We start from the raw sequence: 23,016 nt of genomic DNA, 5'->3' as shown, positions 1-23,016 counted from the left end.
TTTACAACAAATCAAATTGTTGGTATATTTAATTCAATGAATAATTCAAAAAATTTGAATATTTATTCTTTTGGAACAGAAGGTATCAAAACTAAATGAGGAGAGGTGTGCAAAATGCAAGCAACCGAATACAAATTAAAACCGAAAGTAAAAGAATTCCTAGAAGAGTTTATTGGACTTTATATTAACGGAGAATACGTATCAGCGGTTAATGGAAAAACATTCAGTGTCATTAACCCTGCTACTGAAGAAGTAATTGCACAAGTTAGCGAAGCAAACACTGAAGATATTAATATTGCCGTCGAGGCTGCAAGAAAAGCCTTCGATGAGGGTGAATGGTCGAAAATGGAAGCGGCTACACGTTCGCGTCTTCTTTATAAGTTTGCAGATCTTATGGAGGAAAACCGTGAAGAGCTTGTGCAACTAGAGGCACTTGATAATGGTAAACCCTATAAAGTCGGATTAACAGATGATGTGGATGGGTCAATCCAACACTTCAGATATTATTCGGGGTTTGCAACGAAGATTCAAGGGAAAACGACACAAGTTTCACCAGATTATGTGAATTATACTGTGCATGAACCTGTGGGCGTTGTTGGTCAAATTATTCCATGGAACTTTCCTCTTTTGATGGCTGCTTGGAAGTTAGGATCGGCTCTAGCTGTGGGCTGTACAGTTGTTATTAAACCTGCAAGTGAAACACCGCTTTCTCTTCTTTATATAGCAAAACTGTTCAAAGAAGCTGGTTTCCCAGACGGCGTTGTTAACATCACCCCTGGCTCCGGTCGAGTGGCCGGTGAAGCCATTATTACCCATAAGAAGGTGGACAAAGTGTCGTTCACTGGATCAACAGCTGTTGGAAAAGAAGTGATGAAGAAAGCAGCAGATCAAATCAAAGGCGTTACGCTTGAATTAGGTGGTAAATCACCTGCAATCATCCTAGAGGACGCCAACCTGGAAGAAGCAATAGAAGGGGCATTTAATGGCACGATGTACAATCATGGACAAAACTGTAGTGCTTGTACACGAATCTACGTTCATCGTAAACATTACGATCAGGTAGTGCAGTCATTGGCAGAACGTGTGAACACGTTAAAACTGGGTCCGGGAATGGATCCAGAAACAGATATGGGCCCACTCGTCTCTGCAAAACAGCAACAAACTGTTCTTAGCTACATCGAGCAAGGAAAAAGAGAAGGTGCACGCCTTGTTGCTGGAGGAGAAAAAACATTTGATAAAGGCTATTTTGTTGAACCAGCGATTTTTGCAGATGTAAAAGACGACATGACGATTGCACGTGAAGAAATCTTTGGTCCAGTAATGTCGATTTTCGTTTTTGATACTGTTGAAGAAGTAATTAAGAGAGCAAATGACAGTGATTATGGTTTGGCAGCTAGTGTTTGGACAGAAAATATAAAAACTGGTCATTATATTGCTCGTAAACTACAAGCAGGGACAGTTTGGATTAATGACGTTGGTCTTGAGTGGGAGACAATGCCATTCGGAGGATACAAACAATCTGGTATTGGACGTGAAATGGGCGGAGAGTATGGCTTAGAGAACTACACGGAAGTGAAAAGTGTATATGTGAATATTAAACAAAATTAAATGCCTACGATTCATTTTTGATAATATCATCTCGATGGATAATTCTGAATATTTTTTTAATTTAGTTTTTTTCAGGCAATGTCAAATTTTAGTTTATTTGTAGAAATTCCATTTTAATTAACATTTATGAGGAGGATAAATATGTATAAACCTTTTGGAATGATCGCGGCTTTACCTACACCTATGAAAGAGGATAACAGTATTGACTATAAGGGGCTAGAACACATAGTAGAACATTTGATAGACGGAGGAATGAATTGTCTTTTAGTTGGAGGAAGTACTGGAGAATACTCATTGATGAGCATGGAAGAACGAAAAGAAGTCATTAAATTCGTGTGTGATACATCAAACGGTAGATTACCTGTTATGGCGGGTACAGGCTGTCATCGAACAGAAGATACAATTGAACTTACTAAATACGCAGCTGAAGTTGGTGCAGCTTGTGCCTTGGTCATTAATCCTTATTATATGACAACTAGTAGACAAGGAATTATTGATCATTACAAGGCAGTAGCAGAAAACTCTAGCATTGGAATTGTAATCTATCATTATCCAGATGCTACAGGTGTTGAACTGGATCCAGAATTAATTCATGAAATAAGTCAAATAGATGGAATTGTAGGTATTAAAAATACTGCTGATGGACTGCATACTTCTAAACTTATTGCATTGACAAAAGACAATCCAAACTTTGCGGTACTTACTGGATTTGAACATTTAATCTTGCCTACATTAGCATTAGGGGGACATGGTGCTATTGGACTAGTCCACAACTTGGCCCCGAAAAAGTTAGCAAAACTATATGATTTAATCGTAAATGAGAACAACTTAAAAGAAGCGACTAAATTAAATCAGGAACTGCTAGAGTTATATAATGCTATTGAAGAAGAAACGATTCCAGGAACCGTAAAGGCTGGCTTGGAAGTACTAGGATTATCAGGAGGACCAAGTAGATTACCACTAGTGCCTGCTTCCGAAAAGTTCAAAACAAAGATAGAAAAAATATTAAATGAATTAGGGGAACTAAGAGTGAATCAACATTAATTGAATTAGGAGAATAATAAACACAAGGGATAGGAGGAAAACCAATGAAAGATGTAATAATCATAGGCGGTGGACTAGCTGGGTTGTCCGCTGCCTGGCGCCTTAAACACCATGATATTTTACTTTTAGAATCCGATGATCGTATTGGTGGCCGTGTACGTTCAGAACGCCGAGGAGAATATTGGTTAAATTGGGGTGGACATCTATATGCTGGAGCCGGATCAGCTACTGATGAATTATTCCAATCTGTGGGAACATCTGCAGCACCTGTACCTGGAATATTAACTGCCATGTCTTTGAATGGAAAGTTGCTTGTAGGTGGTCGAGTTGAACTATTTCCATTTAGGGTCCCTATGTCATGGAAAGCTAGATTTGCTATGATACGTGCAGGTGCGAAAGTGCGTGCAGCTGTTATCAAATATGGCAAAATGGCAAAGAAACGTCCAGGAGAGAACGATAGAGTTCAACAACAAAGAATTTTAGAATTTATGAGTGATCGAACTTTTGCTGACTTTACTGGTAAATTACCACCAGACGCAGATGCGATTTTTAGACCTACCGTCAGCCGTTCGACTGGCAGTCCAGAGACAATGACAGCAGGGTCAGGTGTAGGGTATTTCAACTTGATATGGAACAAAAGTGAAGGGTTATCGAGAAATATTGTTGGGGGGCCATCAACGCTTACGAACACGATTGCAACAACATTAGGCGAACGGGTTCAACTAAATGCAAACGTTTTAGAGGTTCTTCAGAAAGAGGACTCCGTTGTAGTGAGCTATATTCAAAATGGTGTGAAGCATGTGGAGGAAGCACGTTATGCAGTACTCGCGACACCTGCCACCATCACAAAAAAAATAGCAAAAAATATTGACCCAGAAATTGCAGACGCTCTTGGTCAGGTTACTTATGGTCCACATGTTAGTGCAGCATTTTTAACAAATGAAACAGGACCTCAAGTTTGGGATGATGTATATTCTTTTGCTACGCCTAAAAGGTCATTTGACATTATTCTTCATCAATCTAATTTAGTACGTTCGATGGAAACCCATAGGCAGCCAGGTAGTAGTTTTATGACATTTTCACCGGGGGAAAGTGGGCGCCGGCTCATTGATAAATCTGATGAGGAAATTATTCAAATCTATTTGAAAGATTTAAATGAAATATTTCCTGGTTTTAGTGATCATGTGGTTGAGGCTCAGGTAAATAAATTTCCATTTGGATCCGCTTACGTATTCCCAGGTCGTGAAAAAATACAACCAATTTTAACAAAATCTGCGGGTCGATTGTTCTTAGCAGGTGATTATTTAGGCACCTTTTATACTGAAACAGCTATTCAAACAGGATTCACTGCAGCACAAAATATTAATAGCTTACTAGAATTCGGGATTTTTGAATCTCAAAAAGAGAAGAAACTCAAGGCTGCGGTTTCTAATTAATTTCAAGAATTTTGTTGAGAGAATTAGTTAATCTCAATTGAAATTACTAATTCCTCAACCGCTAAAATGCAAACGTTTACTTCGCAATATCAGCAAGACTTTAGAGATTGAAAAGTGATAATAGCTTAAAGACTGGGACCATGTGATTTGAGGACCATCTGTGATATTTCATTTGTACGAACTAATCATATAAAAAAATTATTGCCATACTAGGAGGGAATTTATGAATAAAGTCCGCACAATGGAAGACCTGCCTTTAAGTGGATTCCATTATAAAATGTTCGCCTATGCCAGTGGGAGTACATTTATCGATGGGTATATTATCGGAATTATTGCGGTAGCACTTGCTGTCATGCAGACTTATTTCGATATGTCGCTAACCATGATTGGCCTGATTGGAATGGCAACTCTTGCGGGGATGTTTGTTGGTGGTGTAATTGGAGGCTACCTTACAGACATTATTGGCAGGAAGACGATGTTTCTCATCGACATGCTGGTCATGTTTGCTGTGTCAGTCCTTCAGTTTTTTGTCACTGATCCAATGCAGTTGGTCATTTTACGATTTATTTTAGGTATTGCTGTAGGTGCAGATTATCCCATTGCAGGGGCCTTGATGGCGGAATTTTCTCCGAAAAAAAATCGCGGTGCCTTACTTGGAGGGCTTAATGGATTCTGGTATGTCGGTTACGCCAGTTCCTATTTGGTTGGTTACTTTTTGCTATCCATGGGTGATACGAGCTGGAGATGGATGCTTGCAAGCACTGCGATTCCAGTACTCCTCATGCTTTTCGCACGTTTAAATATGCCGGAATCCCCTCGTTGGCTGGCTAACAAAGGAAGGGAAAAAGAAGCAAACTCAATTGTACAGAAAATATTTGGGGATAATGTCATCATGTCGGAAGAACAAGAGTCCACTGAGAAAACCAGCTTTCTCGATATATTCCGAAATGGTTATGGGAAATGGGTATTTTTCGTATCTGTTTTCTGGTCGCTTCAAGTCATCCCCACCTTTGGAATAGGAACCTATATCCCTGAGATCCTTGCACAATTTGGATTTGCTAATGGGACGAAGGAATATCTGGGAGCGGCAGTTATTAATATCGTCTATCTTGCCGGCTTGATTCCTGCCCTTTATTTATTGGAAAAATACGGACGAAGACCTACACTTATTATTCCATTTATAGTATCTTCCATCGCTTTATTTATACTAGGAGCAACGTCTGGAATGAATATATCGTTTATGTTTATCCTCGTTCTCTTTATCGTTTATGGAACGTTTAATACTGCGATGGGAGCTCATGAGTGGATATATCCGAATGAGCTATTCCCAACCCATATTCGGGGCACAGCAATGGGCTTTATCACAGGGGTAACCCGTATCGCCTCTGCCATTGGAACGTTTTTCTTCCCGGCCATTTTGTCTAATTTCGGTTTGGCAGCAACGTTGTATATTTGTGGGGCATTGTTTTTTATCGGGTTCTTAGTCTCTCTCATCATGGCCCCTGAAACAAAGAATATGAGTTTAGCAGAGACCAGCTCTATAAACAAAGGCACTTCACGAAGGACAGAAAGTATTGCAATGAGGAAAAACGGTTAAAAAGAAAAGCTTTGTGAGAAAGCAGGAATCAAGTGAGTTTCTATGAAGGGTTGACCCGATTTGTGGCAAAGTGATAAATTGGAGTCAATCCCTTCATGGAAATATGAGGTGCATAAAATGGAAAAACGGACGAGTTTAAGAGTTTACATCATTACAATAGCTGGTGCGGTATGTTGGGGACTTATTGGTTTATTTATTACTCCATTGTATGCTCGCGGCTTTACAGCTTGGGACGTAGTTGCCATTCGGGGTATTTTTACCTTTGTTATCTTAATTCTAATTATGACAGCATTTTATCGGGAGCAGTTACGTACCAGATTAAAAGATCATATTTTTTTCGCTTGTGCGGGAATTTTTAGTATCGCTTTATTTAACTTTTTTTATTTTGAAGTTTTTTCTCAATCGAGTTTATCCCTTGCCGTAACACTTTTGTATACAGGCCCACTGTTTGTAACCATCCTGTCTCGGCTCTTTTTTAAAGAGCCCTTGACCATTCGTAAAGGTTGGGCACTTGCTCTTGCTATTACAGGTTGTGCATTTGTTGTAGGTCTACTGCCGCTCGGCCAAGAAGGTATACATATGAAAACCTTGTTAATGGGGATTCTATCTGGATTTTGCTATGCGTTGTACAGTATTTTCAGCAAACCTGTAACCAAACGGTATTCTGCATTGACAATTACAACGTACACATTTCTTTATACGAGTATTTTCATGTTATTGACAAGTGACATTTTAAAGAAGACTGATAAATTCCAATATGTAGATGTTTGGATGTCAGCGGTGTTGTTAGCGTTAGTAGCAACGGTTGCAGCTTTTGTTTTGTATACATCAGGACTTAAACATTTAGAAGCTAGCAAGGCTTCCATTTTAGCAACAATAGAACCCATCATTGCAGTAGTAACTGGAGTACTTTTTCTTGGAGAACATCTACGGGGATGGCAGGTGTTAGGAATCGCATTGGTTTTGTATTCAGCAATTCTCGTCGCAGATGGACGGTCTAAGGCAAAGAAAAGCGAGAGGAGAAAAGCCCAAGATGATGCTACTAGAGCAGGAAAAAAGTGTATATGATGTTTTAGAAAAATTAAAGATTTCCTTTAAAAGGTATGAACATGTCCCGGTTTTTACAGTTGAAGAAATACGTAAATTGGATATCACTATTCCCGGAGGACATACTAAAAATTTATTTTTAAGAAATCGAAAAGGGGATAAACATTTTTTAGTGATTGTATCAGAAGATAAGGATGTAGATTTGAAAAGTTTATCAAAGCTTATTGATAGCACTCCGTTGAGTTTTGGTTCTCCGGAAAGACTTAAAAAATATTTAAAGGTTTATCCCGGAGCAGTTGGCGCTTTCGGCTTGATAAATGATACGGATAACCATGTGCATGTTGTATTTGACAGTGATTTACTTGATAAAGACACGATTAACTTCCATCCTAATGTAAACACAACAACGGTCAACCTTTCAGTCCAAGACTTTAGAAAGTACCTTGAAGCGATTAATAATCCTTATTCAATTATTAAATTCTCGTCGTCATAATTTTGAAAGAAAGGATATAATTAAATAAGTTATAAAACAATATGAAAATAGTATCGGACGCCATTCAGACGGCGTCCTTTTCGAATTGGGCCATTTTTACATATATGAGTTATAATGGACTTAACTTATCAATTTTGACGGATAATCTACAAAATGAAGGAAAAAAGGGGATTTAAATGAGTATAGATAATCCAAGAACAACTATTAATAAAATACTTGATATTAAAGATTCTTTTCCAAAAAAACAAAGACAGTTATGCGATTATATTCTAAAAAATTATCAGTCAATCGGATTGATAACAGTTAAAGAGCTTGCCAATAATGCCAATGTTGGAATTTCAACTGTAATGCGTACGTTAAATGCCTTGGGTTATGAAAACTTTAATGATTTACGAAAAGATATCTACGATGAATCGTTCCCTTCCGAATCAAGATGGACATTGAAGAATTCAATTACAGAGATTCAAAAAGAGGAAGAGGAAGGAAAAGTTCCAACTTTAGTCCAAGTTTGGAAAGAATCCGTAAATTTATTAAACAAATCATTAGACTCCGATTTAATGCAAAATTTTGAAAAGGCTATTGATATCATAGAAAAATCAAGTTTTATCAATGTTTTGGGTAGTCGGCCGTACAAAGCAACTGCATTATATTTTGAACAGTTGCTTGGAGAATTCTATTTTAAGATAAGGCAACTAAGCCATGATACGGAGGTGATTTACGATAAGATTTTACAATTTGAAAAGGATGAAGTTTTAGTGGTTTTTGCATTCGAACCATACACTAATCGAGTTGTTGAAGCCGTTAAGCTAGCCTATGAACTAGGCAATAGCATTATATTGATAACAGACTATATCTCTTGTCCAGTTATTTCATATGCGTCCGTAACGTTGAAAGTAGAAGTTAGTAAAGAACAATTTTCAGTTATTCCTATCATTGCATTGATAGATGCATTGGTAATTGAAATTGGTAAACGATCATCAGAAGAATCGATTAAAAAATTGAAAAGACTTGAAAAAACACTTAAAGAAAAGAATGTATTGTTTTCTTATTAAAACCTAAGTCTCCCAAGCTTTCTTCCAGTTTGACTTGGGGACAATTTGGGACTAATTTAGGGAAACTTTTTCCTATAACAAAATCTCACTTAAAACGGTGGCGATTGTTCAATAAGAGCAATCGCTTTACTTGTTGCATCTTATGGGAAGCTTTAGTTTAATTATATAGTTGTTTGCTGACTAGATTACCAGCTAAAGGTTTATTAAAGTTCTATAAAACTTAATAATATTCAAATGTGAAAAATGAAAAAGCTAACCAGGTTGACAAATCGTTCACCTGACTTTTACAATATTTTTAGCAAAAGCTTCCTTGCATTAAATACTTTTTTTTGGTATTATCGTTTCATAGCTAATGATTTTGAAAATTTAAAGAGGTGATTCAATATTCATTCATTTAATGAGGTTGGAGAACTACTTCCTGAAGAAATTGATACAATTAATCGATTAACTAAAATCCCCAATGACTCGTTAAATCTAGCTGCTATTGCAGTGGTTACAATTTTGTATCGGGTGGCACAAGGATTAAGAAACAAAATGGAACAGGAAGTTTTATCTGAATATGGGTTATCATGGACTGCATTCTCGATGCTATATGATTTGTGGATATGGGATTCAATTGAGACAAAAAAATTAGCACAGTCTGCTGGGGTCTCAAAAGCTACGATTAGTAATATAACCAAAACACTTGAAGGAAAAGAGTTGTGTTACAGAAAAAGCGACAATAGGGACAGAAGAATTACCTACGTTACTTTAACAGAAAAGGGAAAGAACGTGATGGAGGATCTTTATCCACGATTCCACAAAGGAGAAGTCGAGATTGTTTCGGGATTGTCGATAGATGAACAAAAAAGCATGACGAAATTACTTAGAAAAGTAATTCGGGAAAATGATTTTTGATGCATAACAATAAAATAATGAAAAAGCTATGATGGGAAATCCAGTAGTCGTTATCTCCCTGTTAACAGAGAATCGGTGGTTGGTGCAAATCGATACAAAGATAACACGAATTACATTCCTTGAGCTTTCTTTGCAAAAATAATAAGCAAAGAACGGTCGAGCCGTTAATCGTTAAGTGGAAGGATTATATCCTTCAATAAGGGTGGTACCGCGTGTAAAAGTTAAACCACGTCCCTTTTTTGGGATGTGGTTTTTTATATTTTTCTAGGAGGAACAAAAAAATGAGTAATTTAATGGAGCAATTAAACCCGGAACAACAAACTGAAGTGAAAAGGCAGATGGCTATTTACAGCCAGGGTGTAAAAGAAATTATTCCAACAGAAGAGTTAGAAAATAAAATAGCCAGGTCCCTATTAGAGAATAAACCGCTAAAAATAAAATTAGGCTTAGATCCTTCGGCTCCAGATGTACATCTTGGGCATACCGTTGTCCTAAATAAAATGAGGCAGTTTCAAGAGAATGGACATGTTATCCAACTAATTATTGGAGATTTTACAGGGAAAATTGGAGATCCGACAGGAAAATCAGTAGCTAGAAAACAATTAACAGATGAAGAAGTAAAGCACAATGCGAAAACATACTTCGAACAATTTGCAAAGGTTATAGATATGGAAAAAGTCGAGTTACACTATAACTCTAAATGGCTATCAAAATTAAACTTTGAAGATGTCATCAAACTAGCAGGAAAAATAACCGTAGCAAGACTTTTAGAAAGGGACGATTTTGAAGAACGCATTGCAGTTGGCAAGCCAATCTCTCTTCATGAATTTTTCTACCCTTTAATGCAGGGTTACGATTCTGTTGTCCTGGAATCCGATATTGAACTAGGTGGAACAGACCAGCATTTTAATATCCTAATGGGAAGGCATTTTCAAGAAAAGTTTGGAAAAGAGAAGCAAGTAGCCTTGTTAATGCCTTTATTAGAGGGGCTTGATGGGGTCGAGAAGATGTCTAAATCAAAGAAAAACTACATTGGGATCGATGAACTTCCTCAAGAAATGTACGGGAAAGCAATGTCCATTCCAGATGAATTAATGCACAAGTATTTCGAATTGATAACGGATTTAACTCTCGAACAAATTCAATCTGTAAAGTCAAGAATGGAAACAGGTGAATTGCATCCGAGAGATGCAAAAATGCTTCTTGCTAAGACCATTGTAAGAATCTACCACGGGCATGAAGCGGCAGAAACGGCACAAAATGATTTTATCTCAGTCTTTCAAAAAGGTTCTCTTCCAGATGAAATACCTGTTATGCAGTGGCAGGGAGAAAGAGAAACTTCAATCATTAACCTGCTAGTTGATTTGGAAATGCTAAGCTCCAAAAGTGAAGCTAGGAGAATGATTGCAAATAGAGGTGTAAAAGTGAATGGAGCTCAGGTAGACGATTCACAATTACACGTTAGGATTACCGACGGCTTAATTCTTCAAGTAGGCAAACGTAAATTTGTAAAATTAATACTATAAGAAAGTTAGAGCAGGTGTAAGCATGAAGAAAATTATTTTTATGGATGTTGATGGAACTCTGGTTAAATAGCGGAGAATTATCAGTTCCTGGTATTCACAAGGCAACAGCCATCTCAACGTTGCTTCAGTATTTAAAAATTGATAAAGAAAATACTTTTGCTTACGGGGATGGATTGAACGATTTAGAAATGCTTGCATTTGTTCAACACGGTATTGCTATGGGGAATGCAAAAGAAGCAGTTAAGAAGGCAACTGACGATATTACCGATACACACAATGAAGATGGTATTTATAATAGCTTTAATAAATATGGTTTAATATAAATACCATTTGGAACATTTTTTCGTCGTGTTACCCTATTCAATTTGCCGCAATTACATTGCGGCATTTTTTTATTTCCTTTTTGTTGATAAGTGGTGCGTTGGTAAACCTGAATTATTAGCAAATAAAAAGTTCTGTTTTATAGAAATGTAGTGTTATTTAATTAACAATTTATTTGTTGGAGGAAAGGCAAAAGGGAAAGACGCAGTGGTGGGTTCCTTGCTGATGGAGAATCTTACACCAGAAGAATTGTACAATAAAGTAGAAAAAGTCATTGCAGATTTAAATATGCGTTGTTAATTTTATTATTTTGAGGACCAAACAGACGGAAATGTTATTATTCCGTCTGCTTTTCACTTAAAATGAGTAGGCTTCTCCGTCCTCAGGAACTAAAACAATAGAGGAGATTCCTTTTTCATTAATAAAGCTTTTTAATTCTTCTCTAGACAATGCCCAATGGTTTACTGCTTCCATGTGGACAGCAATAATTTTTGCGTTAGGAGCAGCCTTATACACTTTATAAACATCATCTTTCCCCATGACCAGAGAACCGCCCTCGAAGAATTGGTTGTCACCAGCATTGACTACAATGATTTCTGGCTTATGTGTGTCGATTACTTCTTGGACTGCATCGTACCACACAGTATCTCCAGCCACATATAATGTTTTCTCAGATGGGTGTTTGATTATAACGCCACATACTTGACCCGCAAGCTTTAAGATTTCGCCTCTTCCATGCTCGCCTTTTGTTTTAATTAATTGAATACCTTCAAAGATTGTATCTTCTTTTAATACTTCTACATTTTGAAAACCAGCGTTTCTTATTTCTGCAGCATCTTCTTCGTTTTGACTAAAGAGTTTTATATCTTTTGGCAATGCTTCTTTAGCAGCATCATCCCAGTGGTCTAGATGCAGATGAGTGACAATGACAGCATCAATATTTTGAATAATATTATTAATGGATGTTGGTAAACTTACCAAGGGATTATTTTGATCTTGTCTTGGTGAATTTGGGAAAGGCGCGTAAGTCCCTTTTTCCGATAACATAGGATCGATTAAAAACTTCTTCCCCGCATATTCAACCACCATTGTTGCATTGCGAATTTGATGTATATTCATATTTATTAACTCCTTTATCTTTTGAATTTTCCTTTGAACAATGTATAGTTTATATTATGGACCCATGAATGATATATAGATTAAATAAAGTCTTTTGGCGGTTTTACTTTATTAATGAAAGGAATTAAATAAATGTTAGATAGGACGGATATTCAAATCATAGACGAATTATCCAAGAACAGTCGGATTACAATGAAAGAATTGGGCGAGAAAGTCCATTTAACTGGACCAGCTACTTCAGCTAGAGTGGCAAAATTAGAAGATAGTGGGATTATTGAGGGATACACCATTAAAGTTAACCAAGTAAAAATGGGGTATGCAGTTCACGCAATTATACATATTTATACGAAAAACACAAATCATCAACCTTATTTGTCATTCATAAAAAAACAAGAACAATACGTTATAAACCATTACAAAATCAGTGGAGAAAGTTGTTATCTTCTTGAATGCAAATTTCAAACCAATCAAATATTAGATGAATTTTTGACAGACCTGAGCAATTTGGTAAGCTATAAATTATCGATTGTAATTAATTAATAGAGAAATATAAAATGTAAACAGTAACGGGAACGTTCGTTGAAAAAAGGCACTTTAGATAGTAAATAACCTTACCTTTAATGTTGCACCATTCCTTTTGTCTTAAAAAAAATAAAGAGAACGATAGTCACGTTCCCATTTTACCTTACTGAAATCTTACCTTTGTTTATTATTCTAATCATTGCAATGATAGCTCTGCAAATTAACAGTTTTAACATAAGACTTATTAATGAGTGATACCAAGTCCATCCTTTTTTCCATTTAATTAGGTTAGTTTTCTTTGATGCGATTGTCTCTATGATTGTTTGCGGTATAACAAAAGGGAAAAGTTTTAAAATGATTCCAACGGGTTTGCTATTCAATGTCCACTGATTATAGTAAAGCAGCAGTAAAGGGTAATGAATATAATCAAATGGGAGGTGGATTTTATACTTTGGAAAAATTTTTTTTGGTTATTTTAAATATCCTCTTGTTACAAAATATTTATCTGAGAAAAAATTACCAATGAAACTCACAAGGTATACAATAATCCAATCTTTAAATGAACGTTTTACAATGGCGAACGGTAATAAGACCAATCCAATTGCAGTCACTATGATTAAGAAATAATACGGGAAATCTTTTCTTCTCAACTTTTACACCTCCCCGTATGATAATTTGTTCAAGTAAAAACTTTTATGTGAAAAATCTTTAAATATCTTCAACCAACGGGGTTCCACATTACTTCTTATTGGCTAAATTTTCTCGGTCATCAGCTAACGGAGGTTGTTCCAACCAACCGTATTTTATCAATAGCTGTGCCCCATCCTCGGCAAATAGCCCCATTTCAGTCATAAATCTAGCGTATTCAATCGCTAAGTCTCTCCTTTGAGTAACCGATAAACCAGCACCATAATATCCAATTGCTGACGAAACTAATGTGACAATATGAAATAACATCAATTTATCTGAAAAAGGGGAAACGGTGGAATTCGCTACTTCAGAAAGCCATGTTTTAGGGGAAGATAATTCTTCCTTTGTTAACATATTGCTAAAAGTACCAAAATGGTTTTTACAAATATTTTTTCCTCTTTCGAAATACTTTTGAATTTCTTTTGTTTGGCATACTTGTCCAAAACCCAGTTCTAATACAGTTTTAGCTGCGTCTTTTTTCATGTTAAAACTCATACCGCTAATTTCTATTACGTTTAAAGGACGTTTCTTTCCAAACCAACCTGTTAAATAACGTTGACTATCTACAAAATCAACTTGACTTGGTGTATTAATTCTTGCAGTCTTGCTATATAGCCCTTTGTTAAGCATGACAGATATGATTCGTTTATGTAATTCCATTGTTTCAATGTTGCATTTGATAAAATAGTCTATTTGGTCTGCTCTACATGAGGTTGCAACAGCACCAGCATACCCTGTTAATCCAAGTAATGTCATAACGTGCATATAATCCAACATAAAAACATCCGTAAATATTGGAGGGGCATTTAGATTAATATCCTCTTCTATTGAGAATCCCTTTGGAATAGGGAAATGATTTTGACTAAAAAATTCCCTGATTTTTACGATATGGGATTCTGCAAGACTAAGAGCAAATTCAAGAATTTCTTTAATATCTTGGTCTTTTGCCTTTTCGATTGAATGAGTAAGAATACAAATTGCTAAGGAATCGTTCATGTATTGAGTCCAAAGATTTGCTATTTCTGCTGATGTAAGTTCCACGGAATGGCTAATTTCCTTCATAATATTCCCTCCAAAAAGTTTCCCAAGTTGAGACCTCTTTTACAGTATGTATTAAATTTCCACCTTTATTTAATATGATGTTATTATCAAACTTTTATTTAAACCGTATGCTTAATTTTTGAAAGGTTTTGGAACTTTTGCAATGATACGAGGAGGAACAGCAGTTACTACTGAGGATTTTTTTATACAATCTAACCGTAGCTTTATTATTCCATAAAGCAAATATGATAGAATATAGGAAGTTTTGATACATTTAAGATTGGGCTTTTAGCAGAAGGGGTAAGTATGAAGAACGAAAATACTCAAATTAATCTAAAGTTATATTACAGCACTGTGGTAGTGGTGATTACACTTATGTTGCTTGGGCTGTTTGCCGGTAATCCACTTCTTCATCATCCTGGACCAGGCTATTTTTCGCATGGTGTTTTAGTTTTCTTTTTTTCTAGCTGCTTATTAATTTACCCTTTATATAAGTCCCATTTTCTTAGAATCATAATAATCGTCGTGGCATCTAGTTACTTTTATACCATCTTCTTTTTATATCCGAATACTTGGTCCAACTTCATATTTTTATGCTTTATTCCTGCTATTTCAATTTTGTTTTTTGATACAAAACTTTTTCATCTTTCCTTACTATTAAATACTTTGTCCATCATCATTCTTTTTAGCTATATTGCCATTGTTGATCGAGGGGATCTTTATCCTTATATAAGTAAAGACTTAATCGGAAATATTATTAACTTTTTAGGAAGCCAAGCCATTCTTTATTTTATCTTTTACTTATCGCATGGACGCTTGGAGAAGCAGAAGCTCTACTATGAGCAAATTAAACATTCAGAACGACTGAAAACAACTGGACAGTTGGCTGCTGCTGTGGCACATGAGATTAGAAATCCATTAACAGTTGTTAAAGGCTTCTTACAAATGTATGAGAAAGATCATACATATAATGAAAATAATAAGCGGCATTTCTCGTTAATGATTAATGAATTAGACACGGCAGAACAGGTCATTTCTCAATTTTTATCCATTGCCAAACCCGACAAAGATACTGAAACGGAATTAGTAAATGTAAAGAGTGTTCTTCAAAGTGTAACGGATCTGCTCAATACTTATGGCCTCCTGCATCATAATGAGATTGTACTTAGGATGGTTGAGGATTGTTATATCGCTGCGAATACAATTGAATTTAAACAGTTATTAATTAATATTATTAAAAATGCCATTGAAGCATCAAAAGTTGGTGATTCAGTTGTCGTTACCGCTGAAAGGAATAAGGACTTGGTTGAAATTAAAGTAATCGATAGTGGACAAGGGATGTCAAAAGAAGAAATGGATTCTCTTGGTACTCCATTTTACTCGTTAAAAAGTAAAGGAACGGGCCTTGGGATGATGATTTGCTATAATATTGCTGCAAAGTATAAAGGAACCATCCACTTTGACAGCGTAAAAGGTGAAGGAACAACGGTAACGATTTGGTTTCCAGCAGCAAATATGGGATAAGTAAAAGAGGGTTGCAAATGTGTAACGGGTTCCGTTACCTATCGCAAACATAAAAAATGCAAAGTAAAATGAGTGCCAAATGGTTTATGAATTTGACACTCATTTTTTATTGATGTAAGGCGTATTTGTGCTGAAATTTCACTAAAATTTAAGCTAATGGGTAGCAATAGTAATAGATCAAAGGCTGTCGTTGTGGGCAGCCTTTTCTTATTGCCCTACGGGGAGGATAAACTGTAAAATGCTAATATTTTTACATATACGTGAAGCTTTGCTTGCTGTACTAACGGCCAGGTTAGTGGAACAAGAACAACAAAAACCATCCTATATTGAATGGTTTTTATCTTTATCATTATTTAGTGATGTACTAGAGTGTGTTAATATGCGATCAAATGCTTTTTTAGTAAATGGCATAAAGTAATTAAGTATTAGTCCTCCTAAACAAACGCTTAATAACGTTCCAACTCCAATTGGTCCATTGAATAATAATGCCATTAACAAGAATACAAGATAAATGAATGTTCTTGAAAACAGTATAGAAGTTCTTGTTAATTCTTGGATGATTAAGGTTAACCGGTCAATTGGAATGGGGGCAAAATTTGTTTGTAAATAAATTGCTGTTCCCAATCCCATAACAACTAAGCCGACTCCGAAACAAACAACTTTGCTGTACCATAGTTCGGGTGTTAGCAAATCGTGTAATAAAAAGAGCCACATATCAATGCCAATACCCGTTACAAATGCGGTTAACAACCCCAAAACTTCAGGTCTTTCTCTTTTTAAAAATGAATTACAACCTATCAGTATGAAAGCAATTATGATTTCCCAGCTTCCAACAGTAAGCCCTACGTTTGTTGATAGACCGACCAAAAGTGCATCAAAAGGTGAGGTCCCAAGGTCTGATTGGATCGTGAAAGAAATACCAAGGGTTAGTAGTAATATACCTAATACAAAAACAACATATTTGGCTTTACTCGACCTGATTATCATTATTTACTAGACATTTCTTTGAGCATTAGAATATGTGGGATCCCATCTTCCATAAAGATAGTAGATGAAGGACTAAAACCAAGTTTTTTGTAAAATCCTTCTGCCTGTGTTTGTCCATGTAATTTAACCTGCAAGGCTCCCCGTTCTTCCGCGATTTCTTCTAACGCTTTAATAATGATTTTTCCAAGACCAAATTTACGGAAAGGCTCGAGGATACAGATTCTTTCCAATTTACCAACTCCATCAATAAACCTTATCCTTCCCGTTCCGACTGGTTGTTCATTGTAATAGACCAATATATGTTCGCAACGTCCATTCAGTGTATCAAATTGATCAAATTCATCTTCAAGTGGTACACCTTGTTCTATAACAAATACTTCTTTCCTTATAGCAAATGCTGCCTTTAAATCTTCATCAATCGTTATTCTTTTTACATACATTTTTTTCAGTCCTTTTAAATAAATATGGCCATGATAATTTTGTTGCAATTGCAATAAAATTAGGTTAAATTAAATTTATATCACTTTTATAGTAAATGCAACAAAAAAATGTGGGTTAAGGAGTTAGTATGAAGGAAATTTTACGAGAAATTGGAATGATTGCAAGGGCGTTAGATTCTATCAGTAATATAGAATTTAAAGAATATGAGCTTACCAAAGGACAGTATTTGTACCTGGTGCGAATCTGTGAAAACCCAGGAATCATTCAAGAAAAGCTAGCTGAGATGATCAAAGTTGATCGAACAACAGCAGCTCGTGCTATAAAAAAGCTTGAAGTGAATGGTTTTATTGAAAAGAAAGACGATCAACAGAACAAAAAAATAAAGAAACTCTTTCCAACAGAGAAAGGGAAAAATGTCTATCCTTTTATAAAAAGAGAAAATGATTATTCCAATACCGTTGCTTTAGCGGGATTGTCCGAAAGAGAAGTAGATACCATTTTCAATCTTCTCCAACGAGTAAGAAAAAATATAGAAAAAGACTGGGAATTTGTTAAAAAGGGAAACAAGAGAAATTATTGATAATAGTAAGGGGCGACGTAGTAAAATGACGGTAAATATAAAACAGTGTAACCTTGGGGATTTACGTAAACTTCAAGAAATTAGTTATGAAACGTTTAATGAGACATTTAAGCATCAGAATTCACCCGAAAATATGAATGCCTATTTGGAAAGGGCATTTAACTTAACACAATTAGAAAAAGAATTATCCACTATTTCTTCGCAATTCTTTTTTGTTTATTTTAACCATGAAGTTGCAGGATATTTAAAGGTCAATATGAATGAAGCTCAGTCTGAAGAAATGGGGAATGAATCACTTGAAATCGAGAGGATTTATATAAAGAAAGTTTTTCAAAAACATGGACTTGGGAAATATCTGCTAAATAAAGCGATGGAAATTGCGATGGAATCTAATAAAAAGAAAATCTGGTTAGGCGTATGGGAAAAAAATGAAAATGCGATTGCTTTTTATAAGAAAATGGGGTTTGTTCAAACTGGAGCCCACTCTTTTTATATGGGTGATGAAAAACAAACGGACTTTATCATGACCAAAACACTCCTATAACTTTTTAAGAGGTGGATGATTATGTATATTCCAAAATATTATAAGGTCACAAATGAGGGTGAAATTTGGGATTTTGTTCAAAAAAACTCTTTTGGCACAATTGTTACAACCGAACAAGGGAAACCAATTGCCACTCATTTACCTTTGGGATTAAAGAAAAAAGGTGATGATTACTATCTTACTGGGCATATGGCTTATGGAAATCCTCAGTGGAAAACATTTGAAACCTGTGAAGATGTGCTTGTTATGTTTCAGGGACCAAACGCGTACATTTCTTCTTCCTGGTATGGGCATGAAGAAGTTCCAACATGGAATTATCAAGCCGTCCATGTATATGGTAAAGCAAGCATTTTAGAGAAAGATGAATTAATAGAAGAATTAACCATAATGCTAGAAAAATATGAAAAAAATCGTGAAAATCCTGTTTTATGGGATAAACTTTCTCCTGATCTCTTAGAGAGTGAACTGAAAGGTATAGTTGGATTTAAGATTAAGGTGGAGGAAATTCAGACAGCATATAAATTAAGTCAGAACCGAAATGAAACGGATTATACTAACATCATTAATCAATTACAAAATGAAGGCAATCCCAATTCGAAACAAATAGCAGAACGGATGGAAAAGAGAGTAAAAAATCACCTATAAGCCCACTTTTATTCAACCCTCAGATGCAAGAATGTCAGAAAGGAACGGAGCAGCTTACTTTAATAAGAATTTGAACTACCATCTAGCCAAAGGACCATTTGACGATCGGTCCTTTTTTTTCGTTTATTTTTGGGGTTGACCTGGAACGCGTTTCATAATTTACACTCAAAACAAATAAAAGAAAGCGAGGAGAGAATTTTATGTTGACCATCCTTTTACTTTGCCTATTCATTACAATTTCAACTTATTTTTGTTTAAGGTCTTCGGGACAATCGATAGATGTAAAACCAATTCAATCCTTCGACGATTATTTTAGTGATTCTAATGAAAAAATAATCAAGAAACAACTCTAGTCTCCAAGGTAAATAAATTTGAAGGAATTCTCTTTTCATTTTATTGAAAGAAGGACGGTTTGAGCTTTATACAACTTTTTATCAGATGTACTTACATGCAAGGGGAGCATTATCAGAATGGGTATTAAGCAAGGTTAATCTTACTGACAGGGTGCGATAATCCAAGAAGGGATTATCGCTTATTTTTGTTGAAGTTATTAACTAACTAGGCAGGATAGTCCAAGAAGGAAAAAGGAGTTGTTGTGTATATTTTTCAAAATAAAACAGAGAATAAAAAGAAAACAATGGAGGAATTAACAATGAAGGAAAGTAATCGAAATCAGAACGATCCTGAAAATAAGATAAAAATAGTTAAAAACATAAATCAGTCAGCTTTAAACTACGTGCAGCCAGCTATTGAAAATGTGGCAGAGCCGTCTCGAGATGCAACTCAAAACTTAGTTAACAATACAATCAAAAAACAAGAAACGTAATCGTTTAAGTCAATTTATATCTGATTGACTTATTTTTTATTACTACAACACTTAAAGCGTGAAACGGAAAACCGAACTTAATTTAAGTCAAGATTTAGTGTTAGTTAATAGTTATAAACATAATCGATGATTGTGACTAACGTTTACGATACTAGTTTTGAAAGGGGAAATTATGGAAGAGAATAAAAAGGTACCGCAAAAATTAAGTTATGAATCAGATGGAAAAATGGGTAAAAACAACAATAAGGTAAAGGCTAACAAAAAAGATCAGTCTGAATTTTTTAATACTACACAAAGCAGTGAATGAAAAATTAATGAGGAATACCCTATGCGGGTAGAATAAAAAATCTCGGCAGCCTTTAACTGCCGTGATCTTATGTCTAACGAAGTGCTCAAAATTTTGAGTGCTTCTTTTATTTTCTTTTTCAACTTAAGTAGCAGGTAGTTCAGGAAGGTTATTGTTTTATTCAACTAGAATATGTATATAATGATCAACCCAAAACTAACTTAAGGTGGTTTCAAAATGGATAAAAGAGTTCAATTTGACTTTGAAATCGAGTTTACTAATGGCGGTGGAATACAAGGGCAAGAATTTCGACTAGATATTGATGGAAATGACATTACTGACGAAGAGTTAGCTAAGTATATTGTAGAGGATATGAGGTTGCTAATGGTTGGTGAAGTAAGGATACTTAACAAAAAAATAATTAATGAAAAACATAAACGAAGACCTGTTGATGAGAAGTCTTAGCAATAACCTCAGCAAAATATAAGAGAGAATCAAAAGTTCCTTTGGGTGATTTATCTATTGGTAGAGAACCTTACATTGATATGTTCAAACAACAGGCACGTTTTTTATTGATAATAATATCTCTAATCCAAAGGAATATTACGATGAATTAATAAATAATCAAACTTTCTAAAACATGCTATTTCACCATTAAAAAAGATGGGATGGCTGCGGCATCCCGTTTTCTATTTGTGCTGACGGGCAGGTTAGGGGAAGAAGGCTTAGATAACGAGCCTTCTACAGTTCTCCAATTAAGCGTCTCCAAACACCAAAGAATAAACTAATTATGATAAAAAAAACAACAAACATTGCCTCTAAATAAATGTATTTTGTTACTTATTATTTCCTTCTTCCTTATAATAAGTATACATACTTCTTATAAAGCTAACGCGGGCGAGGGTTGAAGAACGGATCTGTCATTGTGGCAGCTTTTCTTATTGTACTACCGGGGCTGATTAGCACAATAACAGAATGGATTTTTATGGTAAAGTAGTGATTTGATTTGGCTTAAGAGATACAATTAAGTAACTAAAGAAAAACCTTCCAATAGGATTGAGGAAGGTTTTTTGGCATAAGCATTTTTAGTATAGCATTTATTTTTTTGTTTTTTAATGAAAAATATTGACATCCTATTAGCTGGTTAGTTGAACAAGCTAATAGGAATTATTAAAATAAATCGCTTAGAATAGTGAACTAAGCCATTTATTTTATTACAAAAACACATACTAAAAAGGTACAAATTAGGTTGCTTTTTCGGCTGCATTTTCAGGTCTTGCGATAGGAAACGGAACCTGTTAGCAAATGTGCAGCCTTTTATTATAAAAGAGAAGCTTGTGAGAGGGCTTTACTTATAGGTTATAGAACCATTTAATTTATTAATCACGATTGTCTTTGGTTTTTGATTTAAGGATAGGTCTGTCAAAGGATTCAACGATTTTATCTTTGATTACAGGTATCGGTTCGTCCGTTCGTGTATTCCAAATACTAGATTTAATTGTATTGGGTAAGCCTGTGTTTTCATTGGGCATTTTTCATCCACCTCGATTCTTGTTTTAATAGTCAGTTTGCTATACAAAATATAGATTGCAACTAAAAAGATAGTTTATTCCTCTTTTAAAAAAGTTAATTCGTTACATGAGGAGCTAACAACCTCAAATGAATATTAAAACACCTGCTGCGATAGGAAGAATAAGGACGTCTGTTCAAAGATTTGAAAATTTCACCTGAATTTCTTTTAAAAACAAATCAGCAGCAGCGGAAAAAACCTGATGTTTTTTCCAAACAATATTTAAGCCGGATTGAAGTCGTGGCTCTAGGGGTCTGAAACAAAGGCTACTATCACTAGACGTATTCACTATATTATCAAGGGTTATGGCATAACCAATGCCTTCATCCACCATAATGGCAGCATTATAGGCAAGATTGTATGTCGTTACGACGTTTAATTTATCAAAATCTTCACCAAACCAATCCGCAAATTCATTTTTAGAGAATGTCTGTTTCATCGCCTGTCGTGAACAGATTAGCGGAAGATTTAACAAATCCACAGCTTGGATCGTATCCTTGGAAGCAAGAGAACTGTCTTTCCTCATCACAACTCCTCAAACATCTTTCGCAGGGATATTGATATAATTGTACTTTGATAAATCAGCAGGTTGAATTAAAATACCAAAGTCAAGCAATCCCTTGTCAAGCCGATCCGTCACATCGTCTTCGTTTCCGCTGTAGAGGTGATAACGTATACTTGAGTAACGTAACTGTAGATCTTTTACAACCCGTGCAATCTGTCTCATGGCATCGGTTTCCCCTCCGCCTATATAAACATCACCACTTATCGTTTCTTCCATGGAATGGAATTCTGCCTCTAATTTATCGACCATTTCAACGATTTCTTCAGCTCTCTTTCGCAGGAGCATTCCTTCTTCTGTAAGTACGATACTATGACTGCTGCGAATGAATAGTTTTTTTCCTAACTCTTGTTCAAGGTCTTTTAATTGTCTTGATAAGGTTGGCTGTGTAAGATGCAAAAAATCAGCCGCACCTGTAATGCTTCCTTCTCTTGCAACAGTTAGAAAATAGCGCAAAACTCTTAATTCCATCTATTACTCCTCCTTTATCATGTTTTAGTATATACAGTTCAGAAATGCCTAACAAGCATATCATGATATTTGATATAAGTAATTGCTATATGCCAGGATTACACTAGAATAAATAACAAAGGATGATTTTTAGGTAAAACACGTAAAAAAGGAAGCTAAAGTTATTTAAATGCTGAAGATAGGAGTT

General features: G+C 35.4%; 25 protein-coding genes, 2 pseudogenes and 1 other annotated feature. Of the genes and pseudogenes, 19 read left to right on the top strand and 8 right to left on the bottom strand.

Features of this window, described 5'->3' with window-relative positions:
* Nucleotides 1–114: 114 nt before the first annotated feature.
* The 11 genes and pseudogenes from ACIQAA_RS15585 to ACIQAA_RS15535 form a co-directional block, all read left to right on the top strand.
* Complete coding sequence (locus ACIQAA_RS15585; protein WP_402621217.1) at nucleotides 115–1,608, top strand: aldehyde dehydrogenase family protein; 1,494 nt, start codon at nucleotides 115–117, stop codon at nucleotides 1,606–1,608.
* 141 nt (nucleotides 1,609–1,749) lie between these two features.
* Complete coding sequence (gene dapA, locus ACIQAA_RS15580; protein WP_402621215.1) at nucleotides 1,750–2,652, top strand: 4-hydroxy-tetrahydrodipicolinate synthase; 903 nt, start codon at nucleotides 1,750–1,752, stop codon at nucleotides 2,650–2,652.
* Between the two features lie 44 nt (nucleotides 2,653–2,696).
* Nucleotides 2,697–4,088, top strand: coding sequence for a protoporphyrinogen/coproporphyrinogen oxidase (locus ACIQAA_RS15575; RefSeq protein WP_402621213.1), 1,392 nt, complete (start codon nucleotides 2,697–2,699; stop codon nucleotides 4,086–4,088).
* A 223-nt stretch (nucleotides 4,089–4,311) separates the two neighbouring features.
* Nucleotides 4,312–5,685, top strand: a complete 1,374-nt coding sequence (locus ACIQAA_RS15570; RefSeq protein ID WP_402621210.1) for an MFS transporter — start codon at nucleotides 4,312–4,314, stop codon at nucleotides 5,683–5,685.
* A gap of 117 nt (nucleotides 5,686–5,802) precedes the next feature.
* Nucleotides 5,803–6,753, top strand: a complete 951-nt coding sequence (locus ACIQAA_RS15565) for a DMT family transporter (RefSeq protein ID WP_402621207.1) — start codon at nucleotides 5,803–5,805, stop codon at nucleotides 6,751–6,753.
* A complete protein-coding gene (locus ACIQAA_RS15560; protein ID WP_402621204.1) occupies nucleotides 6,719–7,225 on the top strand; it encodes a prolyl-tRNA synthetase associated domain-containing protein in 507 nt (168 codons plus the stop codon). The genes ACIQAA_RS15565 and ACIQAA_RS15560 overlap by 35 nt, the downstream gene beginning before the upstream one ends.
* 176 nt (nucleotides 7,226–7,401) lie before the next feature.
* Complete coding sequence (locus ACIQAA_RS15555) at nucleotides 7,402–8,277, top strand: MurR/RpiR family transcriptional regulator (RefSeq protein WP_402621201.1); 876 nt, start codon at nucleotides 7,402–7,404, stop codon at nucleotides 8,275–8,277.
* Nucleotides 8,278–8,661: 384 nt separating this feature from the next.
* Nucleotides 8,662–9,174, top strand: coding sequence for a MarR family transcriptional regulator (locus tag ACIQAA_RS15550; protein ID WP_402621585.1), 513 nt, complete (start codon nucleotides 8,662–8,664; stop codon nucleotides 9,172–9,174).
* Between the two features lie 19 nt (nucleotides 9,175–9,193).
* Nucleotides 9,194–9,413, top strand: a binding site (T-box leader).
* A 42-nt stretch (nucleotides 9,414–9,455) separates the two neighbouring features.
* Nucleotides 9,456–10,700, top strand: a complete 1,245-nt coding sequence (tyrS, locus tag ACIQAA_RS15545) for a tyrosine--tRNA ligase (protein ID WP_402621198.1) — start codon at nucleotides 9,456–9,458, stop codon at nucleotides 10,698–10,700.
* 50 nt (nucleotides 10,701–10,750) lie between these two features.
* Complete coding sequence (locus ACIQAA_RS15540; protein ID WP_402621195.1) at nucleotides 10,751–11,023, top strand: HAD family hydrolase; 273 nt, start codon at nucleotides 10,751–10,753, stop codon at nucleotides 11,021–11,023.
* Nucleotides 11,024–11,189: 166 nt separating this feature from the next.
* Nucleotides 11,190–11,300 (top strand): annotated as a pseudogene (locus tag ACIQAA_RS15535) (nitrite reductase); the annotation flags it as partial.
* A gap of 78 nt (nucleotides 11,301–11,378) precedes the next feature.
* On the opposite strand, the gene ACIQAA_RS15530 reads toward ACIQAA_RS15535, so the two are convergent.
* Nucleotides 11,379–12,140, bottom strand: coding sequence for an MBL fold metallo-hydrolase (locus ACIQAA_RS15530; protein ID WP_402621192.1), 762 nt, complete (start codon nucleotides 12,138–12,140; stop codon nucleotides 11,379–11,381).
* Nucleotides 12,141–12,272: 132 nt separating this feature from the next.
* Between ACIQAA_RS15530 and ACIQAA_RS15525 the strand changes: the two genes are divergently transcribed.
* On the top strand, nucleotides 12,273–12,680 hold the full coding sequence (locus ACIQAA_RS15525; RefSeq protein ID WP_402621189.1) for an Lrp/AsnC family transcriptional regulator: 408 nt from the start codon (nucleotides 12,273–12,275) through the stop codon (nucleotides 12,678–12,680).
* A 140-nt stretch (nucleotides 12,681–12,820) separates the two neighbouring features.
* On the opposite strand, the gene ACIQAA_RS15520 is transcribed toward ACIQAA_RS15525, so the two are convergent.
* The 3 genes from ACIQAA_RS15520 to ACIQAA_RS15510 form a co-directional block, all read right to left on the bottom strand.
* The gene (locus ACIQAA_RS15520) at nucleotides 12,821–13,123 is read right to left on the bottom strand and encodes a CBO0543 family protein (protein ID WP_402621583.1); all 303 of its coding nucleotides are present in this window, start codon (nucleotides 13,121–13,123) and stop codon (nucleotides 12,821–12,823) included.
* Nucleotides 13,124–13,132: 9 nt separating this feature from the next.
* The gene (locus tag ACIQAA_RS15515; RefSeq protein ID WP_402621186.1) at nucleotides 13,133–13,312 is read right to left on the bottom strand and encodes a hypothetical protein; all 180 of its coding nucleotides are present in this window, start codon (nucleotides 13,310–13,312) and stop codon (nucleotides 13,133–13,135) included.
* Nucleotides 13,313–13,400: 88 nt separating this feature from the next.
* Nucleotides 13,401–14,414, bottom strand: a complete 1,014-nt coding sequence (locus ACIQAA_RS15510; RefSeq protein ID WP_402621183.1) for a DUF3231 family protein — start codon at nucleotides 14,412–14,414, stop codon at nucleotides 13,401–13,403.
* 285 nt (nucleotides 14,415–14,699) lie between these two features.
* Here ACIQAA_RS15510 and ACIQAA_RS15505 point away from each other — a divergent pair, with 285 nt between their 5' ends.
* Complete coding sequence (locus ACIQAA_RS15505; RefSeq protein ID WP_402621180.1) at nucleotides 14,700–15,917, top strand: ATP-binding protein; 1,218 nt, start codon at nucleotides 14,700–14,702, stop codon at nucleotides 15,915–15,917.
* Between the two features lie 321 nt (nucleotides 15,918–16,238).
* Here the strand turns inward: ACIQAA_RS15505 and ACIQAA_RS15500 are convergent, their stop codons facing one another.
* Both ACIQAA_RS15500 and ACIQAA_RS15495 read right to left on the bottom strand, forming a co-directional pair.
* The gene (locus tag ACIQAA_RS15500; RefSeq protein WP_402621177.1) at nucleotides 16,239–16,904 is read right to left on the bottom strand and encodes a YczE/YyaS/YitT family protein; all 666 of its coding nucleotides are present in this window, start codon (nucleotides 16,902–16,904) and stop codon (nucleotides 16,239–16,241) included.
* The gene (locus tag ACIQAA_RS15495) at nucleotides 16,904–17,344 is read right to left on the bottom strand and encodes a GNAT family N-acetyltransferase (RefSeq protein ID WP_402621174.1); all 441 of its coding nucleotides are present in this window, start codon (nucleotides 17,342–17,344) and stop codon (nucleotides 16,904–16,906) included. Before ACIQAA_RS15495 ends, ACIQAA_RS15500 begins: the two co-directional genes overlap by 1 nt.
* Before the next feature lie 128 nt (nucleotides 17,345–17,472).
* Here ACIQAA_RS15495 and ACIQAA_RS15490 point away from each other — a divergent pair, with 128 nt between their 5' ends.
* The 6 genes from ACIQAA_RS15490 to ACIQAA_RS15465 all read left to right on the top strand — a co-directional run bounded on the left by ACIQAA_RS15490 (nucleotide 17,473) and on the right by ACIQAA_RS15465 (nucleotide 20,691).
* Nucleotides 17,473–17,925: a MarR family winged helix-turn-helix transcriptional regulator gene (locus ACIQAA_RS15490; protein ID WP_402621171.1), complete on the top strand. Its 453-nt coding sequence runs from the start codon at nucleotides 17,473–17,475 to the stop codon at nucleotides 17,923–17,925.
* Nucleotides 17,926–17,950: 25 nt separating this feature from the next.
* On the top strand, nucleotides 17,951–18,469 hold the full coding sequence (gene paiA, locus ACIQAA_RS15485; protein ID WP_402621169.1) for a spermidine/spermine N(1)-acetyltransferase: 519 nt from the start codon (nucleotides 17,951–17,953) through the stop codon (nucleotides 18,467–18,469).
* A gap of 21 nt (nucleotides 18,470–18,490) precedes the next feature.
* Nucleotides 18,491–19,114, top strand: a complete 624-nt coding sequence (locus tag ACIQAA_RS15480; RefSeq protein ID WP_402621166.1) for an FMN-binding negative transcriptional regulator — start codon at nucleotides 18,491–18,493, stop codon at nucleotides 19,112–19,114.
* A 652-nt stretch (nucleotides 19,115–19,766) separates the two neighbouring features.
* On the top strand, nucleotides 19,767–19,940 hold the full coding sequence (locus tag ACIQAA_RS15475) for a hypothetical protein (RefSeq protein ID WP_402621163.1): 174 nt from the start codon (nucleotides 19,767–19,769) through the stop codon (nucleotides 19,938–19,940).
* 172 nt (nucleotides 19,941–20,112) lie between these two features.
* Complete coding sequence (locus tag ACIQAA_RS15470) at nucleotides 20,113–20,247, top strand: hypothetical protein (RefSeq protein ID WP_285291942.1); 135 nt, start codon at nucleotides 20,113–20,115, stop codon at nucleotides 20,245–20,247.
* 216 nt (nucleotides 20,248–20,463) lie between these two features.
* A complete protein-coding gene (locus tag ACIQAA_RS15465) occupies nucleotides 20,464–20,691 on the top strand; it encodes a cyclase (RefSeq protein WP_402621159.1) in 228 nt (75 codons plus the stop codon).
* A gap of 914 nt (nucleotides 20,692–21,605) precedes the next feature.
* On the opposite strand, the gene ACIQAA_RS15460 is transcribed toward ACIQAA_RS15465, so the two are convergent.
* On the bottom strand, nucleotides 21,606–21,758 hold the full coding sequence (locus tag ACIQAA_RS15460) for a hypothetical protein (RefSeq protein WP_402621157.1): 153 nt from the start codon (nucleotides 21,756–21,758) through the stop codon (nucleotides 21,606–21,608).
* Between the two features lie 174 nt (nucleotides 21,759–21,932).
* Nucleotides 21,933–22,829 (bottom strand): annotated as a pseudogene (locus tag ACIQAA_RS15455) (LysR family transcriptional regulator).
* Nucleotides 22,830–23,016: the final 187 nt, after the last annotated feature.

The organism is Neobacillus sp. NPDC093182, assembly GCF_044754045.1.
The sequence above is the reverse complement of the archived record's forward strand: the minus strand, read 5'-3'. Positions and strand labels throughout refer to the sequence as shown.

Excerpts from the sequence above, each read along its gene's own strand:
- ACIQAA_RS15585 (WP_402621217.1), top strand. The coding sequence starts at position 115 with ATGCAAGCAACCGAATACAAATTAAAACCGAAAGTAAAAGAATTCCTA.
- dapA (WP_402621215.1), top strand. The coding sequence starts at position 1,750 with ATGTATAAACCTTTTGGAATGATCGCGGCTTTACCTACACCTATGAAA.
- ACIQAA_RS15575 (WP_402621213.1), top strand. The coding sequence starts at position 2,697 with ATGAAAGATGTAATAATCATAGGCGGTGGACTAGCTGGGTTGTCCGCT.
- ACIQAA_RS15570 (WP_402621210.1), top strand. The coding sequence starts at position 4,312 with ATGAATAAAGTCCGCACAATGGAAGACCTGCCTTTAAGTGGATTCCAT.
- ACIQAA_RS15565 (WP_402621207.1), top strand. The coding sequence starts at position 5,803 with ATGGAAAAACGGACGAGTTTAAGAGTTTACATCATTACAATAGCTGGT.
- ACIQAA_RS15560 (WP_402621204.1), top strand. The coding sequence starts at position 6,719 with ATGATGCTACTAGAGCAGGAAAAAAGTGTATATGATGTTTTAGAAAAA.
- ACIQAA_RS15555 (WP_402621201.1), top strand. The coding sequence starts at position 7,402 with ATGAGTATAGATAATCCAAGAACAACTATTAATAAAATACTTGATATT.
- tyrS (WP_402621198.1), top strand. The coding sequence starts at position 9,456 with ATGAGTAATTTAATGGAGCAATTAAACCCGGAACAACAAACTGAAGTG.
- ACIQAA_RS15540 (WP_402621195.1), top strand. The coding sequence starts at position 10,751 with ATGGAACTCTGGTTAAATAGCGGAGAATTATCAGTTCCTGGTATTCAC.
- ACIQAA_RS15530 (WP_402621192.1), bottom strand. The coding sequence starts at position 12,140 with ATGAATATACATCAAATTCGCAATGCAACAATGGTGGTTGAATATGCG.
- ACIQAA_RS15525 (WP_402621189.1), top strand. The coding sequence starts at position 12,273 with ATGTTAGATAGGACGGATATTCAAATCATAGACGAATTATCCAAGAAC.
- ACIQAA_RS15510 (WP_402621183.1), bottom strand. The coding sequence starts at position 14,414 with ATGAAGGAAATTAGCCATTCCGTGGAACTTACATCAGCAGAAATAGCA.
- ACIQAA_RS15505 (WP_402621180.1), top strand. The coding sequence starts at position 14,700 with ATGAAGAACGAAAATACTCAAATTAATCTAAAGTTATATTACAGCACT.
- ACIQAA_RS15500 (WP_402621177.1), bottom strand. The coding sequence starts at position 16,904 with ATGATAATCAGGTCGAGTAAAGCCAAATATGTTGTTTTTGTATTAGGT.
- ACIQAA_RS15495 (WP_402621174.1), bottom strand. The coding sequence starts at position 17,344 with ATGTATGTAAAAAGAATAACGATTGATGAAGATTTAAAGGCAGCATTT.
- ACIQAA_RS15490 (WP_402621171.1), top strand. The coding sequence starts at position 17,473 with ATGAAGGAAATTTTACGAGAAATTGGAATGATTGCAAGGGCGTTAGAT.
- paiA (WP_402621169.1), top strand. The coding sequence starts at position 17,951 with ATGACGGTAAATATAAAACAGTGTAACCTTGGGGATTTACGTAAACTT.
- ACIQAA_RS15480 (WP_402621166.1), top strand. The coding sequence starts at position 18,491 with ATGTATATTCCAAAATATTATAAGGTCACAAATGAGGGTGAAATTTGG.
- ACIQAA_RS15475 (WP_402621163.1), top strand. The coding sequence starts at position 19,767 with ATGAAGGAAAGTAATCGAAATCAGAACGATCCTGAAAATAAGATAAAA.
- ACIQAA_RS15470 (WP_285291942.1), top strand. The coding sequence starts at position 20,113 with ATGGAAGAGAATAAAAAGGTACCGCAAAAATTAAGTTATGAATCAGAT.
- ACIQAA_RS15465 (WP_402621159.1), top strand. The coding sequence starts at position 20,464 with ATGGATAAAAGAGTTCAATTTGACTTTGAAATCGAGTTTACTAATGGC.
- ACIQAA_RS15460 (WP_402621157.1), bottom strand. The coding sequence starts at position 21,758 with ATGCCCAATGAAAACACAGGCTTACCCAATACAATTAAATCTAGTATT.